This window comes from Sphingobium indicum B90A, assembly GCF_000264945.2.
Classification (GTDB): domain Bacteria; phylum Pseudomonadota; class Alphaproteobacteria; order Sphingomonadales; family Sphingomonadaceae; genus Sphingobium; species Sphingobium indicum.
The window spans coordinates 1,203,102-1,220,972 of the sequence record NZ_CP013070.1; the positions used below are offsets into that span (position 1 = coordinate 1,203,102).

General features: G+C 65.4%; 16 protein-coding genes. 9 read left to right on the forward strand and 7 right to left on the reverse strand.

The window, feature by feature from the left end:
- Positions 1–65 precede the first annotated feature (65 nt).
- The gene (locus SIDU_RS05785; RefSeq protein ID WP_025772007.1) at positions 66–1,133 is read right to left on the reverse strand and encodes a PA0069 family radical SAM protein; all 1,068 of its coding nucleotides are present in this window, start codon (positions 1,131–1,133) and stop codon (positions 66–68) included.
- Positions 1,134–1,215: 82 nt separating this feature from the next.
- Here SIDU_RS05785 and SIDU_RS05790 point away from each other — a divergent pair, with 82 nt between their 5' ends.
- On the forward strand, positions 1,216–1,725 hold the full coding sequence (locus tag SIDU_RS05790) for a YbjN domain-containing protein (protein ID WP_007685775.1): 510 nt from the start codon (positions 1,216–1,218) through the stop codon (positions 1,723–1,725).
- Positions 1,726–1,747: 22 nt separating this feature from the next.
- Here the strand turns inward: SIDU_RS05790 and moaB are convergent, their stop codons facing one another.
- From moaB to SIDU_RS05805, 3 genes are read right to left on the reverse strand one after another with little or no spacing between them, the layout of a single operon-like run.
- A complete protein-coding gene (gene moaB / locus SIDU_RS05795) occupies positions 1,748–2,275 on the reverse strand; it encodes a molybdenum cofactor biosynthesis protein B (RefSeq protein ID WP_007685776.1) in 528 nt (175 codons plus the stop codon).
- A complete protein-coding gene (locus tag SIDU_RS05800; RefSeq protein WP_007685778.1) occupies positions 2,275–4,077 on the reverse strand; it encodes a lytic transglycosylase domain-containing protein in 1,803 nt (600 codons plus the stop codon). Before SIDU_RS05800 ends, moaB begins: the two co-directional genes overlap by 1 nt.
- Complete coding sequence (locus tag SIDU_RS05805; protein WP_007685780.1) at positions 4,074–4,778, reverse strand: uracil-DNA glycosylase family protein; 705 nt, start codon at positions 4,776–4,778, stop codon at positions 4,074–4,076. Before SIDU_RS05805 ends, SIDU_RS05800 begins: the two co-directional genes overlap by 4 nt.
- A gap of 139 nt (positions 4,779–4,917) precedes the next feature.
- On the opposite strand from SIDU_RS05805, the gene SIDU_RS05810 reads away from it, so the two are divergent.
- From SIDU_RS05810 to SIDU_RS05840, 7 genes are read left to right on the forward strand one after another with little or no spacing between them, the layout of a single operon-like run.
- Complete coding sequence (locus tag SIDU_RS05810) at positions 4,918–6,570, forward strand: electron transfer flavoprotein-ubiquinone oxidoreductase (RefSeq protein ID WP_007685783.1); 1,653 nt, start codon at positions 4,918–4,920, stop codon at positions 6,568–6,570.
- A 31-nt stretch (positions 6,571–6,601) separates the two neighbouring features.
- Complete coding sequence (locus SIDU_RS05815) at positions 6,602–8,224, forward strand: tetratricopeptide repeat protein (protein WP_007685785.1); 1,623 nt, start codon at positions 6,602–6,604, stop codon at positions 8,222–8,224.
- On the forward strand, positions 8,211–9,110 hold the full coding sequence (locus SIDU_RS05820; protein ID WP_007685787.1) for a 4-(cytidine 5'-diphospho)-2-C-methyl-D-erythritol kinase: 900 nt from the start codon (positions 8,211–8,213) through the stop codon (positions 9,108–9,110). The genes SIDU_RS05815 and SIDU_RS05820 overlap by 14 nt, the downstream gene beginning before the upstream one ends.
- Entirely contained in the window at positions 9,107–9,823 is a 717-nt protein-coding gene (locus SIDU_RS05825; protein ID WP_007685789.1) for an N-formylglutamate amidohydrolase, read from the forward strand. The genes SIDU_RS05820 and SIDU_RS05825 overlap by 4 nt, the downstream gene beginning before the upstream one ends.
- Before the next feature lie 16 nt (positions 9,824–9,839).
- Positions 9,840–10,196, forward strand: a complete 357-nt coding sequence (locus tag SIDU_RS05830; RefSeq protein ID WP_007685790.1) for a hypothetical protein — start codon at positions 9,840–9,842, stop codon at positions 10,194–10,196.
- Entirely contained in the window at positions 10,196–11,590 is a 1,395-nt protein-coding gene (locus SIDU_RS05835) for a bifunctional ADP-dependent NAD(P)H-hydrate dehydratase/NAD(P)H-hydrate epimerase (RefSeq protein WP_007685792.1), read from the forward strand. Before SIDU_RS05830 ends, SIDU_RS05835 begins: the two co-directional genes overlap by 1 nt.
- Positions 11,587–12,792 carry a class I SAM-dependent RNA methyltransferase gene (locus SIDU_RS05840; protein ID WP_007685795.1) on the forward strand — a complete coding sequence of 402 codons (1,206 nt, stop codon included), beginning with the start codon at positions 11,587–11,589 and terminating at the stop codon, positions 12,790–12,792. Before SIDU_RS05835 ends, SIDU_RS05840 begins: the two co-directional genes overlap by 4 nt.
- 74 nt (positions 12,793–12,866) lie before the next feature.
- On the opposite strand, the gene SIDU_RS05845 is transcribed toward SIDU_RS05840, so the two are convergent.
- The 3 genes from SIDU_RS05845 to SIDU_RS05855 all read right to left on the reverse strand — a co-directional run bounded on the left by SIDU_RS05845 (position 12,867) and on the right by SIDU_RS05855 (position 16,679).
- Positions 12,867–14,060, reverse strand: coding sequence for a type III PLP-dependent enzyme (locus SIDU_RS05845; RefSeq protein WP_007685797.1), 1,194 nt, complete (start codon positions 14,058–14,060; stop codon positions 12,867–12,869).
- A gap of 148 nt (positions 14,061–14,208) precedes the next feature.
- Positions 14,209–15,381, reverse strand: a complete 1,173-nt coding sequence (locus SIDU_RS05850; RefSeq protein WP_007685799.1) for a carboxynorspermidine decarboxylase — start codon at positions 15,379–15,381, stop codon at positions 14,209–14,211.
- A 92-nt stretch (positions 15,382–15,473) separates the two neighbouring features.
- A complete protein-coding gene (locus SIDU_RS05855) occupies positions 15,474–16,679 on the reverse strand; it encodes a saccharopine dehydrogenase family protein (RefSeq protein ID WP_007685801.1) in 1,206 nt (401 codons plus the stop codon).
- Between the two features lie 395 nt (positions 16,680–17,074).
- Between SIDU_RS05855 and SIDU_RS05865 the strand changes: the two genes are divergently transcribed.
- Positions 17,075–17,860 (forward strand): hypothetical protein, encoded by a 786-nt coding sequence (locus SIDU_RS05865; protein WP_007685805.1) that lies wholly within the window; start codon positions 17,075–17,077, stop codon positions 17,858–17,860.
- Positions 17,861–17,871 lie beyond the last annotated feature (11 nt).

The following is a 17,871-nucleotide window of genomic DNA, read 5'->3' on the forward strand; positions in this document are numbered from 1 at the left end:
TCCCCCTTGTTCCTGCGAAGGCAGGAACCCAGTTCCACCGCAGGATTTGAAGCAACAGGATGTGCCTAGAACAAGCTCATCTGGTCACCCTCCGGCCTTCGGAACAGATCGGTGCGCAACGTCACTCGTCCGCCGGTGAATCCAGCCCGTTTCCGTGCCTTCTGGAAGCGGGTGCGGATCAGGTCGGCCCACACTCCCTGTCCCCGCATCCGGCTGCCGAAGTCGGGGTCGTTGTCGCGACCGCCCCTTATGTCGCGAATGATCGCCATCACCTTGGTCGCGCGGTCGGGATAATGTTCCTCCAGCCAGGCGCGGAACAGCGGAGCGACTTCATGCGGCAGGCGGACGGGAATATAGCTGGCGTCCAGCGCGCCGGCCGACGCGACGCAGGCGACAATATCCTCTATTTCGTGATCGGTGATGGCGGGGATGATCGGCGATATGCTGGCGACCACGGGTATGCCCGCCTGCGCCAATGCCCGGATCGCCTCCACGCGGCGGAGCGGATGCGGCGCTCGCGGTTCCAGCGTCCGGGCCGTGGCGGGATTCAGCGACGTCACCGAAATCATCACCGCGACCAGCCTTTCCCCCGCCATCAGGGTCAGCAGATCAATGTCCCGCATTATGCGATGGGACTTGGTCGTGATATAGACCGGATGCCGGCATTCCCATAATATTTCAAGGCATTGCCGCGTGATTTTCCAATCCCGTTCGATCGGTTGATAGGGATCGGTGTTGGTGCCCATCGCGATCGGACTTACCGGATGGGCTTTTCTGGAAAGCTCCTTGCGGAGCAGCGCTGCCGCATCGGGTTTGGCGAACAGCCGGGTTTCGAAATCGAGACCCGGCGACAGGTCGTGATAGGCGTGGGTGGGACGCGCGAAGCAATAGATGCAGCCATGTTCGCATCCCCGATAGGCATTGATCGACTGGCTGAAGGCGATGTCGGGGGAATTGTTGCGGCTGATGATGGTGCGGGGGCGTTCGACGGTCACCTCCGTGCGCCGTCTCGGCGGTGCTCCGTCTATGTTGGCCAAATTATCCAGCCAATCGCCGTCGGCCGTCCGCTCAGGCAGGTTGAAGCGTCGGCTGTCGCCGTTGACCGTAGCGCCTCTGCCTTTCTCCGCCGTCATCCCACGACTAGAACATAGAGAGAACATATTGACAAGACCCTATCCGCCGGTTCATCTGAAACCTGTCGAAAAAGGGGGTATCATGCGGAAGATCATCGTCGCGGCGAGCTTGTGGATGGCGGCGCTGGCCACGCCTGGCCTGGCCGCCGATAGGGAGGCCTGCGGCGCCGGGTTGGTATGCGCGAGCGATCCGCAGACGGTGGTGAAGGCGCTCCAGGCCGCCGGATACAAGGCGCTGTTGAGCAAGAGCAAGCAAACCGGCAATCCGAAGATCGAAAGCGCCGCGAGCGGCTATGATTATTCGATCTTCTTCTACGAATGCGAACAGACGCTCCATTGCGGCTCGCTGCAATTTCAGGTGAGCTTCGAGGATGACGGCGGCAATACGCCTGAACTGGCCAATAAATGGAACAAGGACAAGAGGTTCGCGCAGATGTCCGTCTGGGACGACGGATCGCTGGCGGTCGCCTATGACGTGACGACGGTGGGCGGGCTCAACCAGAAGAATTTTGCGGATGTGATCGACTGGTGGACGGTCATGCTGGGTGAGGCGAGCAAATTCTTCAAGGAAAATCCCGCGCCGGCCAAATAAGGCCGCAAGGCGTGGCGATGTTTCAGCGCTCGGTCAGGCGCGGCATGAGTTCCACGAAATTGCAGGGCCGGAAGCGATTGTCGAGTTGGCTGACAAGGATGCCGTCCCAAGCGTCCTTCACCGCGCCGGTCGATCCGGGCAGCGCGAAGATATAGGTGCCCCGCGCCACGCAGGCGGTCGCCCGCGACTGGATGGTGGACGTGCCGATGCCTTGATAGCTGAGCCAGCGGAACAGTTCCCCGAAGCCCGGAATCTCCTTGTCCTGCACCTGCGCCAGCGCTTCGGGCGTGACGTCGCGCCCCGTGACGCCCGTTCCGCCCGTGGTGATGATGCAATCGACCTGCGGATCGTCGATCCAGGCATGCAGGCGCGCAACGATGGCCGATCGTTCGTCCCGCTCGATATGCCGGTCGGCCAGAACATGGCCGGCGGCGGCAATGCGATCCGCCAGAATGTCGCCCGAACGGTCGTCGGCGGCCGTGCGGCTGTCCGACACCGTCAGCAATGCGATCCGGACCGGCAGGAAGGGCCGGCTTTCGTCGATCGGCATCAGTCGGAACCGCCCGCGATGCTGGCGGCGATGCTGGCGCTGGCGATCGGTTTCCTGGGCGTCAGGCGCACCAGGCGCGTGCCCTTCGCTCCGGGGAAGGTCGGCCAGAGTCCCTGCGCCATTCCAGCCAGCGATTCCGCGCTGCCCTTTGCCTGGATCTGGTACATCCAATAATTGCGCATCACGATGTTCACATAGGCGCGCGTCTCGTAATAGGGCAGGGATTCGATGAACAGCAGCGGATCGCCATTGTCCTTCACTTCGCTGTTCCAGCGCTCGACCGGCATCGGCCCGGCATTATAGGCGGCCATCACCTTGGGCAGCAGCCCTCCAGTCGCGCCCATGTCGCGCAGATTTTCCAGATAGCGCTGGCCATATTCCATATTGGTGGACGGCACGAACAATTGGTCGGAGGCCGAAAGTCCCATCAGGTTGCCCGTACTGGGCAGCACCTGCATCAACCCCCTGGCGCCCGCGCTGCTCACGACATCCCGGCGGAAACCCGATTCCTGGAGCGCATGGGCATAGATCAACGCGGGGTCGACCCGCCATCCGCCGTCCGGCCGCCAATCGGGAGCGGGGAAGCGAGCGAAACTGCCCGGCTGCTTGCCCACGGGACCATTATGGGCGAGCCAGAGCTGCGTTTCCGGCAGGCTGAGCGCACCCGCCAGCCGGATCAGCGCATCATATTGCCCGGTCCCGCCGATCTTCGCCTGATAGCGGAGAATCTGGTCGGCCCGCGCCGTTTCGCCGATGGCGGACAGGGCTATCGCCGCCCGCACATTCGGACTGTCCTTGAGCTGCTGCCATTCCGCGGCGCCGAAGCGCGGCGCGGAGGGCGCGCCGCCCAGCGGCACGGCCAGCGTTTCGCGCGCCAGCAGGCCATAGAAGCTCTCTTCCGAGCGAGCGGCGGTCTTCAGCAGATTTTCGACCCGTTCCGGCTCTCCGCACACCATATAGGCGCGCGCCGACCAATAGGCGCCGGCGGCCCGCATGTCGCTGTTGCCCGCCAGCGCCGCGACATTGGCGAAAGCGGGGGCGGCGGCGCGGCAGTCATTCTGGCGCCAGGCCGCAAGGCCGGTCGTCCAATAGGCCTGCACCGCCCAATCGCCGCCGCTCCGGCCTTCAAGCGCCTTAGCCGCCATGCGCCGGGCATTGGCGTCGTCGCTCTCGATATAATAGGCCCAGGCGACGCGTTGCCGCACTTCGGTGAGGCCTTCCGGCGTCAGCCCGGCCTCGCCCGTGGCGAGCAAGGCTTCGGCGCCGGCCGGATCGTCATTCTTGATGAACGGCTGGATTTGGCCGACCAGCGCCTGGGCCAGCGCATCGGTCTTCACCGCCGCGACATATTCGCGGCGGGGCGCGCCGCCCAGCCAGACCATCTTCTGCACCTGCGGCAGGACCGGCAGGATCGTGGCGCCGCGCTTCTGCGCCAGCCGGGAAAGCTGATCCGCCTTGTCCAGCCACGGCGCCTTGTCGATGAGGTCGAGCAGATCGAACAGCTCTACCCGGGGCGAATTCCTGGCGAGGTAAAGTTCGGCCAGGGCGACCGGGCGGAAAGCGTCCTGCGCGTCCAGCGCGCCGATCATCGCCTTCGCGTCCATCCATTTCTGATCGCGCAAAGCCGCGTATATGGCGCCGTACCGCCCCTTGTCGGCGTCATTCAACCGGAGAGGCGATGAGGACAGGTCACTGGAAATCGCGGAAACCGGAACCGCCGTGTCGGCGTTCGCCGGAGAAGCGGCGATCGCGGCGAAAGCCATCGCCGCCGCGCAGGACGAAAGGGTGGTTGCGCGAATCACTTAGCCATTTCCTCGATCAGACCTTGCAGCACATGCCAACATTCCGCCTTTGCCGCGGGCTGGCCAAGCAGCAAACGCGGGTGAAATGTGGCGAAGACGGGTAAGGTGCCGCCGTCATGGTTAAAAACCCGTGAACCTGAATCCGCGGCGGGCAACAGGGCGCGGATCGTCCGGTCGCCCAACAACAGCAATCTTCGCGGGGCGGCAAGCATCACATATGTGCGCATGCGCGCCGCGGCCGCCGCCAGGTCCGACGCCTCCACCATCGCGCCCGGCGGGCGGGACAGGAAGAGGGACGCGAGGTGGACGTCCTGCCGTTGGAGCCCGATGGCCCGCAACATGGCGTCGAACAACTGTCCCGCGCGATCGCTGAGCAGCGTTCCGGCGCCGATGTCCACCGGATCGGGCATGTCGGTGATGACCATGAGCGGCGCGTCGACGGGTCCGGCGGGCATGATCGCGGCGCCCGGCCAGCGCCGTTCCGGCTGCGCGGCATCCTGCGCAAGCCAGGTCAGGAAGGATTCGAGCGAATGGGGCCTCGGCTGGGCGGGACCGTCTTCGGGAACGGCAGCGCGTATCCGCGCCGACTGTTGAAGGGGACGCAGCCAATTGGTCGGCTCCTCCCCCATGGCGCAATCCACGCCGGCCAGGCTCCACCACGCCATATAGGCATTGGCGGCGTCCGCCAGATTTTCCCGCATTAATCCCCGCATTGATTGTCTTGGGCCAGAGGTTGACGCCGTGGTCAAGTTTCTTCATCGCCCTCAGTGGTAAAACGTTTGGGTAGCGCGGCGACCGGATCGGGAGGGAAACCCACGGCGTCGACGGAATGGAGGGATTATGAGCGAACGGGATTCGATGCCCTATGACATCGTCATCGTCGGCGGAGGGCCGGCGGGGCTGTCTTCGGCCATCCGGCTGAAGCAGCTCGCGAACGAGGCCGGGCGGGAATTGTCGGTTTGCGTGCTGGAGAAGGGATCGGAAATCGGCGCCCATATCCTGTCGGGCGCGGTGGTGGACCCCAAGGCGCTGGACGAGCTCCTCCCCCAATGGCGCGACATGGGCTGCCCTATGGCGGAAGTGCCGGTGACGGACAACCAGCACTGGTTCCTCAGCAAGGGCGGCAAGATCAGCATGCCGCACATCATGACGCCGGGCTGGATGCACAACAAGGGCACCTACACTGGGTCGCTTGGCAATCTCTGCCGCTGGCTGGCCGAACAGGCCGAGGGGTTGGGCGTGGAAATCTTCCCCGGCTTCGCGGCGGCGGAAATCCTCTACCATGAGGACGGGTCGGTGAAGGGCGTCGCGACCGGCGACATGGGCGTCGACCGGGAGGGCAATCGCAAGCCCGACTATCAGCCGGGGCTGGAACTGCATGCCCGCTACACCTTCTTTGCGGAGGGGGCGCGCGGCCATCTGACCAAGATATTGAAGCGCCAGTTCGCGCTCGACGCCGACAGCGAGCCGCAGGTCTATGGCCTGGGCATGAAGGAATTGTGGGACATCGATCCCGCCAAGCACAAGCCGGGCCTCGTCATTCATACCCAGGGGTGGCCGCTGACGGACGCTTATGGCGGCGGCTTCCTCTACCATCAGGCCAATGGGCAGGTGGCGCTGGGCTTCGTCGTCGGGCTGGGCTATCGCAACCCCTATCTCTACCCGTTCGAGGAGTTCCAGCGCTGGAAGCAGCATCCGGAAATCCGCAAATATCTGGAGGGCGGCCGCCGCGTTTCCTATGGCGCGCGGGCGATCAACGAGGGCGGCTGGCAGTCGATCCCGACCCTGGCCTTCCCCGGCGGCGCGCTGATCGGCTGTTCGGCGGGCTTCGTCAACGTGCCCCGCATCAAGGGCACGCATACGGCGATGAAGTCGGGCATGCTGGCGGCGGAATCCGCCTTCGCGGCGATCCAGGCTGAACGGTCAAGCGACGTGCTGGACGATTATGAGGCGAACCTGCGGTCGAGCTGGATCGCGACCGAGCTGCAACTGGTCAAGAATGCCGAGCCGCTGCTGTCGAAGTTCGGCAACAGCATCGGCACGGTGCTGGCGGGCATCGACATGTGGATGCGCACGCTGAAGATCGGCCTGCCCTTCACGATGAAGCACAAGCCCGACGCGGAGAAGCTGTGGCGCAAGGACGTGTCGAGGAAGATCGACTATCCCAAGCCCGACGGCGTGATCAGCTTCGACCGGCTGTCGTCGGTGTTCCTCAGCAACACCAACCATGAGGAGGATCAGCCGGTCCATCTCCAGCTCAAAAATCCGGAAATCCCGATTTCCTACAACCTCCCCCTTTATGACGAGCCGGCGCAACGCTATTGTCCGGCGGGCGTCTATGAAGTGGTCGGGCTGGACGAGGGCAATCCCCGCTTCCAGATCAACGCGCAGAATTGCGTCCACTGCAAGACGTGCGACATCAAGGATCCGACCCAGAACATCAACTGGGTCGTGCCCGAAGGCGGTGGAGGGCCGAACTATCCGAACATGTAGGCGCCTACCTCAACAGGCATTTGCTGCGATCATGCTGGCGCTGCCCGCCGTGGCGGGCGCATCGGTGGACCCGGGCGGCGCATTGCATGCCTATATGCGGGGGCGCCTGGCCGATGACGACGGCGCTCCCGGCCTTGCGCTGACCAGCTATCGGCAGGCGCTGGCGGGCGATCCCGGCAGCCTGGATGTCGCCCGGCGCTCCTATTTCCAGGCGGTGATCAGCGGCGACATGGCGCTGGCGCTGCGCTCCGCCGCCGTGCTGGAGGGGGAGGGCATGCTGCCACGCGACGGCACGCTGCTCCAGATCGCGGACGCGCTGAACCGCAAGGATTGGGCAGGCGCCCGCCTGATCGTCGACCGCCTGGTGGCGGAGGGCAATTTCGCCTTTCTGGCGCCGATCATGCGCAGTTGGATTTCGGTGGGGGAGGGGCGCTATGCGGCGCCCGTCATCGATCCCGCCGACCGCTTCGCGTCGCTCGCAAAGCGCTATCTTGACGAGCATCTGGCGCTGCAGGCGCTTCGCGGCGGCGATCTTCAGGCCGCCCGGCCAGCGATCAACCGCGCCCTTGCATTGCGGACGGCGGAGGCGGACGAACTGCGGCTGATCTTCGCGGGACAGTTGGCGGCGCAGGGCGCCAGGGCGGAGGCGCTGGCGCTTCTGCCCGAGACCCACGCCAATTTCGCGCTGGCCCGCGAGGACATCGCGCGGGGCAAGGCGCTTTCGCTCCATGGCCGAGCGCTGACGGCGGGACAGGGTTTCGCCCGGCTGCTTACCCGGCTGGCCACCGACATATCATCGGACGGCAGCACGGGGTCGCTGGGGATCAGGCTGGCGCGCATCGCCGCCTTTGCCGATCCTGCCGGGGCCACGCCCCGCATCGTCGCCGCCGATTTGCTGGGCCGGGGCGGCTATGCGGCCTATGCTGTCGAGGAGGTCCGCAAGGTTCCCGGCACCGGTTGGCATGGCGCGCTGGCGCAGGCCGAATTGGTCGAGGCGTTGGCGGCGGCGGGACAGCGGCAGGAGGCGATCGTCCTTGCCCGTACCCTGGCCGCCGTGCCCAATGCAGAGCCGGAGCGCCATGTCCGCCTGGGCCAGTTGCTGATGCAGGAGAAGGATTACCGGGCTGCCGCATCCGCCTTCCGCACGGCTCAGGCCAGCTATTCGGGCGATGCAGTCCCCTGGGCGCTGCTGTTGTTCGAGGGCAGCGCGCTGGAACAGGGCGCGCGATGGGACGAGGCGCGCGCCGTGCTGGAACGGGCGGCGAGATTGGCCCCGGACGAACCCGCCATACTCAATTATCTGGGCTATGCGCAGATCGAGCGGCGGCAGAATATGGACGCGGCGCTGGAGTTGCTGAAAAAGGCGAGCGCGCTGAAGCCGCAGGACGCATCGATCACCGATTCCCTCGGTTGGGCGCAGTTCTTGACCGGGGACATTGATGCCGCCGTGCCGATGCTGGAGCGGGCAGCTGCCGGCGCGCCCTCCGACGCGACGATCAATGAACATCTGGGCGATGCGCTCTGGGCTGCCGGGCGGCGATATGAGGCGCGCTATGCCTGGCGCGCCGCGGCCGTCTTCGCCGAGGGAGAAACGGCGCAACGACTGGCCGCCAAGGCGAGAGAGGGGATGAAGCCCGAATATGCCGCACGTTGAAGCGGAGCATGTCGCCGCCCGCCCGGTGGAAGCGGGCGAACTGGTCGAAACCGCCTTCGCCAAGATCAATCTGGCGCTCCATGTCCGGGAAAGGCGGGCGGACGGCTATCATGCGCTGGAAAGCCTGTTCGTCTTCACCGAATTGGGCGACAGGCTGACGGGCCGCATCCGCGCGGATGGGGAAATCCGGCTGGAGATGGACGGGCCGTTCGGGCCTCTGCTGGATGGCGGGCCGGACAATCTGGTGATCAGGGCGGCCCGCGCATTGCAGGACCATCTGGGGGACAGTCCCGGCGCCGACCTGAGGCTGACCAAGATCCTGCCCGTCGCCTCGGGCATTGGCGGCGGTTCCGCCGATGCCGCGGCGGCGTTGCGGTTGCTGATGCGACTCTGGAACGCGCCCGTGGCGCCCCAGCTTCTGGAACGCATCGCCTTGTCATTGGGGTCGGACGTTCCCGCCTGCCTCGGCAGCATTCCGCAAATGGTGCGCGGACGCGGCGAGATATTGCAGCCGCAGGTCATGGAGGGCCTGTCCGCCATGCCGATCCTGCTCGTCAATCCGGGCGTGGCGCTGTCGACCGCGCAGGTCTTCGGCGGGTGGGATCGACGCGACCGGGGGCCGCTTGCGGCCGAGGGGCTGGAGCAGCTGATCAGCGACGGGCGCAACGATCTGGAACCTCCCGCCATGGCCGCAGCCCCGGTGATCGCCGATGTGCTGGCGGCGTTGAAGACCTGCGGCGGATTGCGCCTTGCCCGCATGTCGGGATCGGGCGCGACCTGCTTCGCCCTGTTCGATACGGATCGGCAGATGGCGGAGGCGGCGGCAGCCTTGCGTGCGGCTCGGAACGGATGGTGGGTCGCGGAAACGAGGATCAGGGCGGCATGAGCGAGGCCTTTACCCAGATCGATGGCGGCGATCTCAATATCCTGATCATTGCCGATCATGCCTCGGCGCATGTTCCGGCGGACATCGACCTTGGGATCGACGCAGCGTTGCTGGGCGATCATATCGCAGTCGACATCGGCGTGGCGCAGGTCAGCGCGCTGCTGGCTCGGCAATTGGGCTGCACGGCCGTGCTGGGCGGCGTTTCGCGCCTCGTCATCGACCTCAACCGGGAAGAGGATGCGCCCGGCCTGCTGCCCGTGATGAGCGACGGCCATGCCGTTCCGGGCAACCGCCATGCCGACCTGGCCGACCGGATGATGCGGTTCCACCATCCCTATCATCATCATGTCGCGCGGCTGCTGGAGCGCATGGCGTCGCCGTTCATCCTGTCGGTCCACAGCTTCACGCCCCGCCTGGCAAGCGATCCCGGCCAGAAGCGCCCCTGGGACATCGGCGTCCTCTACAACCGGGACGACAGGGCGGCGCGGATAGCCATTCCCATGCTGGAGGCGGCGGGGCTGAAGGTGGGGGATCAACTGCCCTATTCGGGCAAGGTGCTGAACGCCACGATGAACCGCCATGCGGAGGGGAACGGCATTCCCTATCTGGGCATAGAGATGCGGCAGGACCTGGTCGGTGACGCGGACGGGCAAAGGCGATTTGCCGACATATTGACTCCGGTGGTGCTCGAATGCCGCGGCCGGCTCGCATGACGGGCGGGATGGAATGATGAGGCGGCGCGCCCTGATGAGCCTGCTCACATGCCTGGCGCTGGCCGGATGCGGCGGTTCATCGGGGGCTGGAGAGCTGGCTGGCAAGGGAAGGGAACTGATCTCCTGCGCGATCGGCCCGGGCGCCGAATGGAGCGAGGACTGCCCCGTCGAACGGGATGGAGAACTGTTGACGGTGCGCCATGCCGACGGTGGCTTTCGGCGCTTCCGGATAGTCCATGACGGGCGCGGGATCGTGCCGGCGGACGGAGCGGAGGAGGCAAGCATTCTGGTCGCCGGCAAAGGCGCAATCGAGTTGAGCGTCGGACAGGACCGCTATCGCTTTCCCGCCCGCTTGTCCGAAGGGAAGAGATGATGCGCGGCCATGCGATCCTGACCGGCGCCGAGATGCGGGAGGCGGAACTGGCCGTCATGGCCGCCGGCATTCCCGAATATATGCTGATGGAGCGGGCGGGAGCCGCCGCTGCGGAGATCGTCTGGCGGGCAGGCGGGAAGCGCGACCTGCTGGTCCTTTGCGGCCCCGGCAACAATGGCGGCGACGGGTTCGTGATCGCGCGGCTGCTCCGGGCGCGGGGTGTGGCCGTGCGCGTCGCGGCGCTGGACAAAAGCCGGACGGACTCCAGCATGAAGGCGCGGGAGGCGTGGGGCGGCCCGGTCGAGAATTTCCTCGACGCCGCGCCGGCGACGCAGATCGTGGACGCTCTGTTCGGCACCGGCCTGTCGCGTGGACTGGACGCGGAGGTCGCGACGAAGCTGCGCGCCCTCGCCGAACAGGCGAGCTTCAGCTATGCTCTGGACCTGCCGAGCGGCGTGCAGACGGACACGGGCGAACTGCTGTCCGATGTGCCTGGCATGGGCGTCTGCATTGCCTTGGGCGCTCTCAAGCCGGCGCATATGTTGCAGCCTGCCGCAACATGCTGGCAGCGGCTGGTCTGCGCCGACATCGGCATCGAGACGTCCCATGCGAAAATGCACCGGCTCGCTCCCCCGCAACTGCATCGCCCAGGCCCGGCCGCGCATAAATATAGCCGTGGACTGGTCGCCGTGGTCGGCGGCGAGATGGCCGGCGCCGGGCTGCTCGCAAGCCAGGCGGCCGCGCATGGAGGGTCGGGCATGGTCCGGCACCTGGTTCAGGGCCAGGTCCAGGAAGGGCCGGGCGCCATTATCGCGGAGCGGACCGATGCAGCGCAGGATGTGGCGCATAGGCTGAATGATGGCCGGTTCAGGGCGGTTCTGGTCGGCCCGGGGCTGGGACGCGGGAAGGGCGCTTCGGATCGGTTGAAGGCGGTGCTTGCGGCCGGGCACCCGCTCGTTCTGGACGCCGATGCGCTGGTCCTGCTGGCGGAGGAGGGGCTGAATGCCGTTCCGCCGGGCGCTGTCCTCACCCCCCATGAAGGCGAATTCGTCCGCCTGTTCGGAAATCTGCCGGGCAGCAAGGTGGAGCGGGCGCTGGAGGCGGCAAGACGGTCCCGCTCGACGCTGATCTACAAGGGCAGCGACAGCATCGTCGCCGCGCCGGATGGACGCGCCGTCCTGTCGCCTCCCGGTTCTTCCTGGCTTTCGACGGCGGGAACGGGCGATGTGCTCGCGGGACTGGTCGCTGCTCGGCTTGCCGTCACGGGCGACGGATTTCGGGCGGCGTGCGAGGCGCTGTGGCTGCACGGGGAGGCCGCCCGGCGGGCGGGCGCGGCTTTCATCGCCGACGATTTGCTTGTGGAGCTGCCAGCGGCTATCGCCTCCCGCCTGTGACCGAACTCGACACCGACATCATCGTCCGCATCGCCGCCAAGGGCGATGGCATGACCGCCAATGGCCGCCATGTTCCGCTCGCCGCGCCCGGCGACCGGATCGCTGCGGACGGCGGCATCCTGCCGGGACCGCATCATGCCGACCCGCCATGCGCGCACTTCCCGACCTGCGGCGGATGCGAGTTGCAGCATGTCGACGATGCGAGCTACGCGGAGTTCGTGACGGCGCGCGTCGCGGGTGCCCTGGCGGGGCAGGGGGTGGAGCCGGGCATGCTCCTGCCGCCCCATATCTCCCCGCCCAAGGTCCGCCGACGCGCATCGCTGCGGGCGATCCGGCAGGGCCGGAAGGTCGTCATCGGCTTTGCGGAGTCGGGCAGCCATGTGCTGGTCGACCTGACGATGTGCGAAATCCTCGATCCCCGGCTGTTCGCGCTGGTGGCGCCGCTGAGGAGCCTGTGCGCCCTCGTCCTGCCGGAAAAGCGCTCCGCGCATGTTCGCATGTCGCTGACCGACCAGGGCGTGGACCTTTTGCTGGAGGGCGTGCGGATCGAAGGACTTGCCGCCGATGAGGCGCTCCTGGCCTTCGCGCAGCACCATGGGCTGGCTCGGCTGACCATCGACGAAGGCGAAGGTCCGCAGACCCGCTGGGAGCCGGAGCCGGTCACGGTCAGCTTCGGCGGCGTGCCGGTCGCCTTTCCGCCCTTCGCCTTCCTTCAGGCGACGCCCGACGGCGAAGCCGCGCTGGTGCGGGAAGCAGGCGCGGCCATGCCGGCACAGGGCGCCATTGCCGACCTTTTCTGCGGCCTCGGCACATTCGCGCTGGCCTTGGGGCAAGGGCGGCCGGTCTATGCGGCGGAAGCGGCACGCGATCTGGTCCTGTCCCTCAAATCGGCTGCCAATCGCGCGCAGCGCCGCATGGCGGCGGATCATCGCGATCTGTTCCGGCGGCCGCTGACGCCCGCGGAGATCGATCGTTTCGCGGGAATCGTCATCGATCCGCCGCGTGCCGGAGCGCGGGAACAGGTGGTGCGGCTTGCCGCATCGCGCGTGCCGGTCATCGCCTATATCTCCTGCAACCCTGCCAGTTTTGCCCGGGACGCGGCGCATCTGGTCGCTGGCGGCTACAGGCTGGAGCGGGTTCGGCCGGTGGGGCAGTTCCGCTGGTCCACCCATGTGGAACTGGTCGGCATCTTCCGGCGCTGAGCGCATTAGCCCCTCGCCGCGGGGGAGTGCGGCGAGGGGCCTTGCATCCTCTCCCCAAGGGGAGGCCTGAGCCTCTACCCTAGCTTGATGACAGTGGCGCGACGGCGGACCGGGACGGCGTCGACATAGAGGCTGGCCATCGGCTCATCCTCCACTTCGACGACAGCTTCGGACGTGAAGCCGTTGAAGCCGGTGCGCATCGCAGCGCCATAGGCGCCCAGCATGCCGATCTCTATATAGTCGCCCGCCTGCACGTCGTCCGGCAGCATGAAGGGGCCGACCATATGGTCCATGTCGTCGCAGGTGGGGCCATAGAAGGAGAAGCCGGTCAGTTCCGCCTCGCTCTCTTCCTCCCGCAGCAGGGCCACGGGGAAACGCCAGCCGATATGCGCCGCGTCGAACAGCGCGCCATAGGCGCCGTCGTTGATGTAGAGTTCGGTGCCGCGACGGCGTTCGACGCGCACGACGACCGAGCTATATTCGGCGGAAAGGGCACGGCCAGGCTCGCACCACAGTTCAGCCGAATAGCTGATCGGCAGGCTTTCGAAACCGCGGTGGATCGCGTCGAAATAATTTTCGAGCGCGACCGGCTCCATGCCTGGATAGATGGACGGAAAGCCGCCGCCGACATCGATGATGTCGACCGTGACGGCCGCATCGACGATGGCTGCGCGGACGCGCTCTATGGCGTCGCTATAGGCCTGGGGCGACATGGCCTGGCTGCCGACATGGAAGCAGATGCCCAGCGCGTCGGCAGCCTGGCGGGTCGCCATCAGCAGTTCGCGGGTTTCGCCCAGTTCCGCGCCGAATTTGGAGGCGAGGCTGAGTTCCGAATGTTCGGACGACACGCGCAGGCGGACGCACAGTTCCAGGTCCGTCGCGTCGTTGGTGGCGCGCATGATCTTGGCCAGCTCGTCCATCGAATCGAGCGAGAAGGTACGCACGCCGTGGACATGATAGGCTTCCGCGACGGCTTCCTCGGCCTTGACCGGGTGCATGAAGCAGAGCTTCGCCTCATTCCCCAGCGTCTCCGCGACAAGGCGCACTTCCGCGATGGACGCCACGTCGAAATGCGTGACTCCGCAAGCGAACAGGGTGCGGATCAGATCGGGAGACGGATTCGCTTTGACCGCATAGAGCGAGCGCCCCGGAAACTTCTCGGAAAAGAAGCGGGCGGCCCGGGCCGCAGCCTGGGGTCGAACAAGCGTTACCGGAGCTGCCGGTTTGAGGGTGGTCGCTACCCCCAGCGCGCTATGATGCTTGTGCAACTCAAGGGACCTCCAGGGTAGTCGTTGGCAAAGAAGCTGCCTTGCGGTGGAAGTCCCATGGGGCAGCGGAAGGGCGATATATGCGGCGGGGGTCCCCCTGTAAAGCGCGTCCGTAAATTTTGTTGCGCTTGCCGCTATGAAATGTGCGTCAGGAGAGGCGGGACTTGAAATCCTCGTAGGAAAACTGGCGGATTTGCTGGAGTTCGTCGGTTTCCGGGTTCCACAGCCAGATGGACGGCAGGGGCACGCCGTTGAATGTATTGGTCTTTACCATCGAATAATGGGCCTGGTCGAGGAAGGCGATCCGCCGTCCCGGAGTCGCGCCGCCGGGGACTCGATAGTCGCCGATGATGTCCCCTGCCAGGCAGGACGGGCCACCGAGTCGGGTGAGCTGGCCTTCCATTTCCTCATGCAGCATGGCGGGGCGGTAGGGGGCCTCTATGACGTCGGGCATGTGGCAGGTGGCGGAGATGTCGGTGATCGCGACGGGCATGCCGTTGTCGATGACGTCCAGGATTTCGCCGATCAATATGCCGGCGTCCAGAGCCATGGCTTCGCCCGGTTCGATATAGAGTTCCAGGCCCGTCTGCGCTTTGATCCGCTGGAGGAAGGCGATCAGCAGGTCGGTCTGGTAATCGGCGCGGGTGACATGGTGGCCGCCGCCGAAGTTCAGCCATTTGAGACCGCCGACATGCGGCATGACGCGGGATTCGATGGCGGCCCAGGTGCGTTCCAGCGGCAGGAAATCCTGTTCGCACAGATTATGGACGTGCAGGCCGTCGACGCCCGCCAGATGTTCGGGGCGCAACTGGTCGATGGGGAAGCCCAGGCGGCTGTGGGGCTGGGAGGGGTCGTATTTGGGGACTTCGCCCTCCGCGTGGAGGGGGTTTATGCGCAGGCCGATGTCGAAGTTCACACCGTTGTTGCGAGCATTTTCGATGACCGGGCGCAGGCGGGCGATCTGGCCGGGGCTGTTGAAGATCACATGGTCGGAAATCTTCAGGATTTCGGCCAGATCCTCTGCCTTGTAGGCGGCGCAATAGGTGGCGATCTCGCCCCGATATTCCTCATGGGCGAGGCGGGCTTCGTAGATGCCGGAGGCGCAGACGCCGTCGAGATATTCCGCGATGACGGGGCCGAGGGACCACATGGAAAAGGCCTTGAGCGCGCCCAGCACCTTGATGCCCGCGCGGTCGCCTATGTCGCGCAGGAGCGACAGGTTGCGGCGCACCGCAGCCTCGTCCACCACGAAGGCGGGCGAGGGGACGCGGTTGAGGTCGAAGCGGGCGAAGGCGGCGGGGTCGCCGGCTTTGGTTTCCATGGGCATTCCATTCGATGCCGTGTTCCTGCGTAGGCAGGAACCCAGTTCAGACGGCGGGACTGGGCTCCTGCCTTCGCAGGAGCACGTGGCTTTTAAAAGTCCAGCGGCGCTTCGAGTTCCTTTACCTGCCAGGGCAGGCCGTGCTTGTTCAGCATGTCCATGAAGGGGTCGGGATCGAACTGTTCGATGTTGAACACGCCCTCCCCCTTCCACGCGCCCGTCAGCATCAGCGCGGCGCCGATCATCGCCGGGACGCCGGTGGTGTAGCTGACAGCCTGGTTGCCGGTTTCGGCATAGGCGTCCTCATGGTCGCAGACATTATAGACATAGACGGTCTTCTGCTGGCCGTCCTTCTGGCCGGTGGCGATGTCGCCGATATTGGTCTTGCCCCTAGTGGTCGGACCCAGGCTGGACGGTTCGGGCAGCACGGCCTTCAGGAACTGGAGCGGGATGATTTCCTGGCCGTTGTAGATGACCGGATCGATGCGGGTCATGCCGACATTCTGGAGCACCTCCAGATGCTTCAGATAGGCGTCGCCGAAGGTCATCCAGAAGCGGATACGCTTGATTTCCGGGTAGAATTTCGCGAGCGATTCCAGTTCCTCATGATACATGAGGTACATGTTCTTTTCGCCCACCTGGTCGAAGTCGAACGGCTGCTTGTGCTTGAGCGCCGGGCCTTCGACCCATTTGCCGCCTTCCCAGTGGCGCGAGGGGGCGGTGACTTCGCGGATGTTGATTTCCGGGTTGAAGTTGGTGGCGAAATGCTGGCCATGGTCGCCGCCATTGCAGTCGAGAATGTCGAGCGTGTCGATCCGGTCGAGCAGATGCTTTTTGATATAGCTGGCGAAGACGCTGGTGACGCCGGGGTCGAAGCCTGAACCCAGCAGCGCCATGATCCCGGCTTCCTTGAAGCGGTCCTGATAGGCCCATTGCCAGCTATATTCGAACTTCGCCGTGTCGCGGGGTTCGTAATTGGCGGTGTCGAGATAATCTGTTTTGGTCGCCAGGCAGGCGTCCATGATCGCCAGATCCTGATAGGGCAAAGCGAGGTTCACGACCAGCTTCGGCTGGACCCGTTCGATGAGGGCGACGGTTTCGGCGACATTGTCCGCGTCCACCTGCGCCACGTCGATGGTGACGCCGGTGCGGGCCTTCACCGATTCGGCCACTTTCTCGCAGGAGACGATGCGGCGGCTGGCGAGGGTGATATGGCTGAAAATATCGGGGTTTTGGGCCATCTTGTGAACCGCGACAGAACCCACGCCGCCCGCGCCAATGACCAGAACCTTGCTCAATTCAACTGCTCCATCGCTGTGCCGCGCCTCAGGCGCGAAAGCGCCCATATAGGGACTGTGCGTGACAGCGCAAAGTCGGAGGTTGGGGGGGAGGGGTGATCGACCCTTCTACCGTTCGCGCTGAGCCTGTCGGTGCTTCCTGAGCGGCTGCCTTTGAGGGGGTTTTTGTTCTGAAAGGAAGAAGTGAAGGGCTTCGACAAGCTCAGCCCGAATGGGGGTGGGTTTTGTGACGGTGGGGCTTTTTGTGACGGTAGCCGATTTGAGGATGCTCCTGACCACGGCTCATCTTCTCATCGGCATGGGGACGGTATATCAAGGGAAGCATCGCGGCGTGGGCATGGGGGGCGATGGAGAGGACATTGCTTTTCCGGCCTTGATCACAGGGGGGAATGGAGATGGCGACAATCAGCGATGAGGCCTTGCGGCAGCGGGGCTTTCCGGATGCCGAGCGCAATTTTTTCCGCGTCATGGCGGTCGTGATGGCGACGGTCATCGTCGCTGGCTTCGCGCTCAACCTGGCGATGGGGCGATCGACCTTCGCCGTGCCGGTCGTCTATCATGTCCATGCCTTGGTCTTTTTCGGCTGGGTGGCGCTCTATGTCGCGCAGAACTGGCTGATCGCGGGCAATCATGTCGCGCTGCACCGGAAGCTGGGCCTGCTGGCCTATGGCTGGGTTCCGGTGATGGTGGTGCTGGGCTTCGCCATCATGTTGACGTCACTGCGCCGGACGGGCGGGCCCTTCTTCTTCGACCAGAGCGAGTTTCTGTTCAGCAATTCGCTGCTGCTGCTGCTTTTCGGCGCGATGGCGATGACCGCATTGCGCCGCCGCCGCCACATGGGCTGGCACCGCCGGTTGATGATGACGGCCATGGCCATCCTGACCGGACCGGGACTGGGGCGGTTGCTGCCCATGCCGCTGTTCATTCCCCATGCCTGGCGGATCGGGATATTGGCGACGCTGATCTTCCCGGTGATCGGCATGATCGCCGACAAGCGGCGGCATGGCCATGTCCATGCGGCCTGGTTCTGGGGCGTGGGAGCGATCGTCCTGACGCAACTCGTCGCCGATCTCATCGCCTATAGCGGTTTCGGGATCGGCATCACCCACGCCTTGCTGGAAGGGACGCCCGGAAGCGCGCGGCCCATCCACGCCTTCCTTCCTCCGGCTTTCGGTTCCTGACGGCGGGGCGA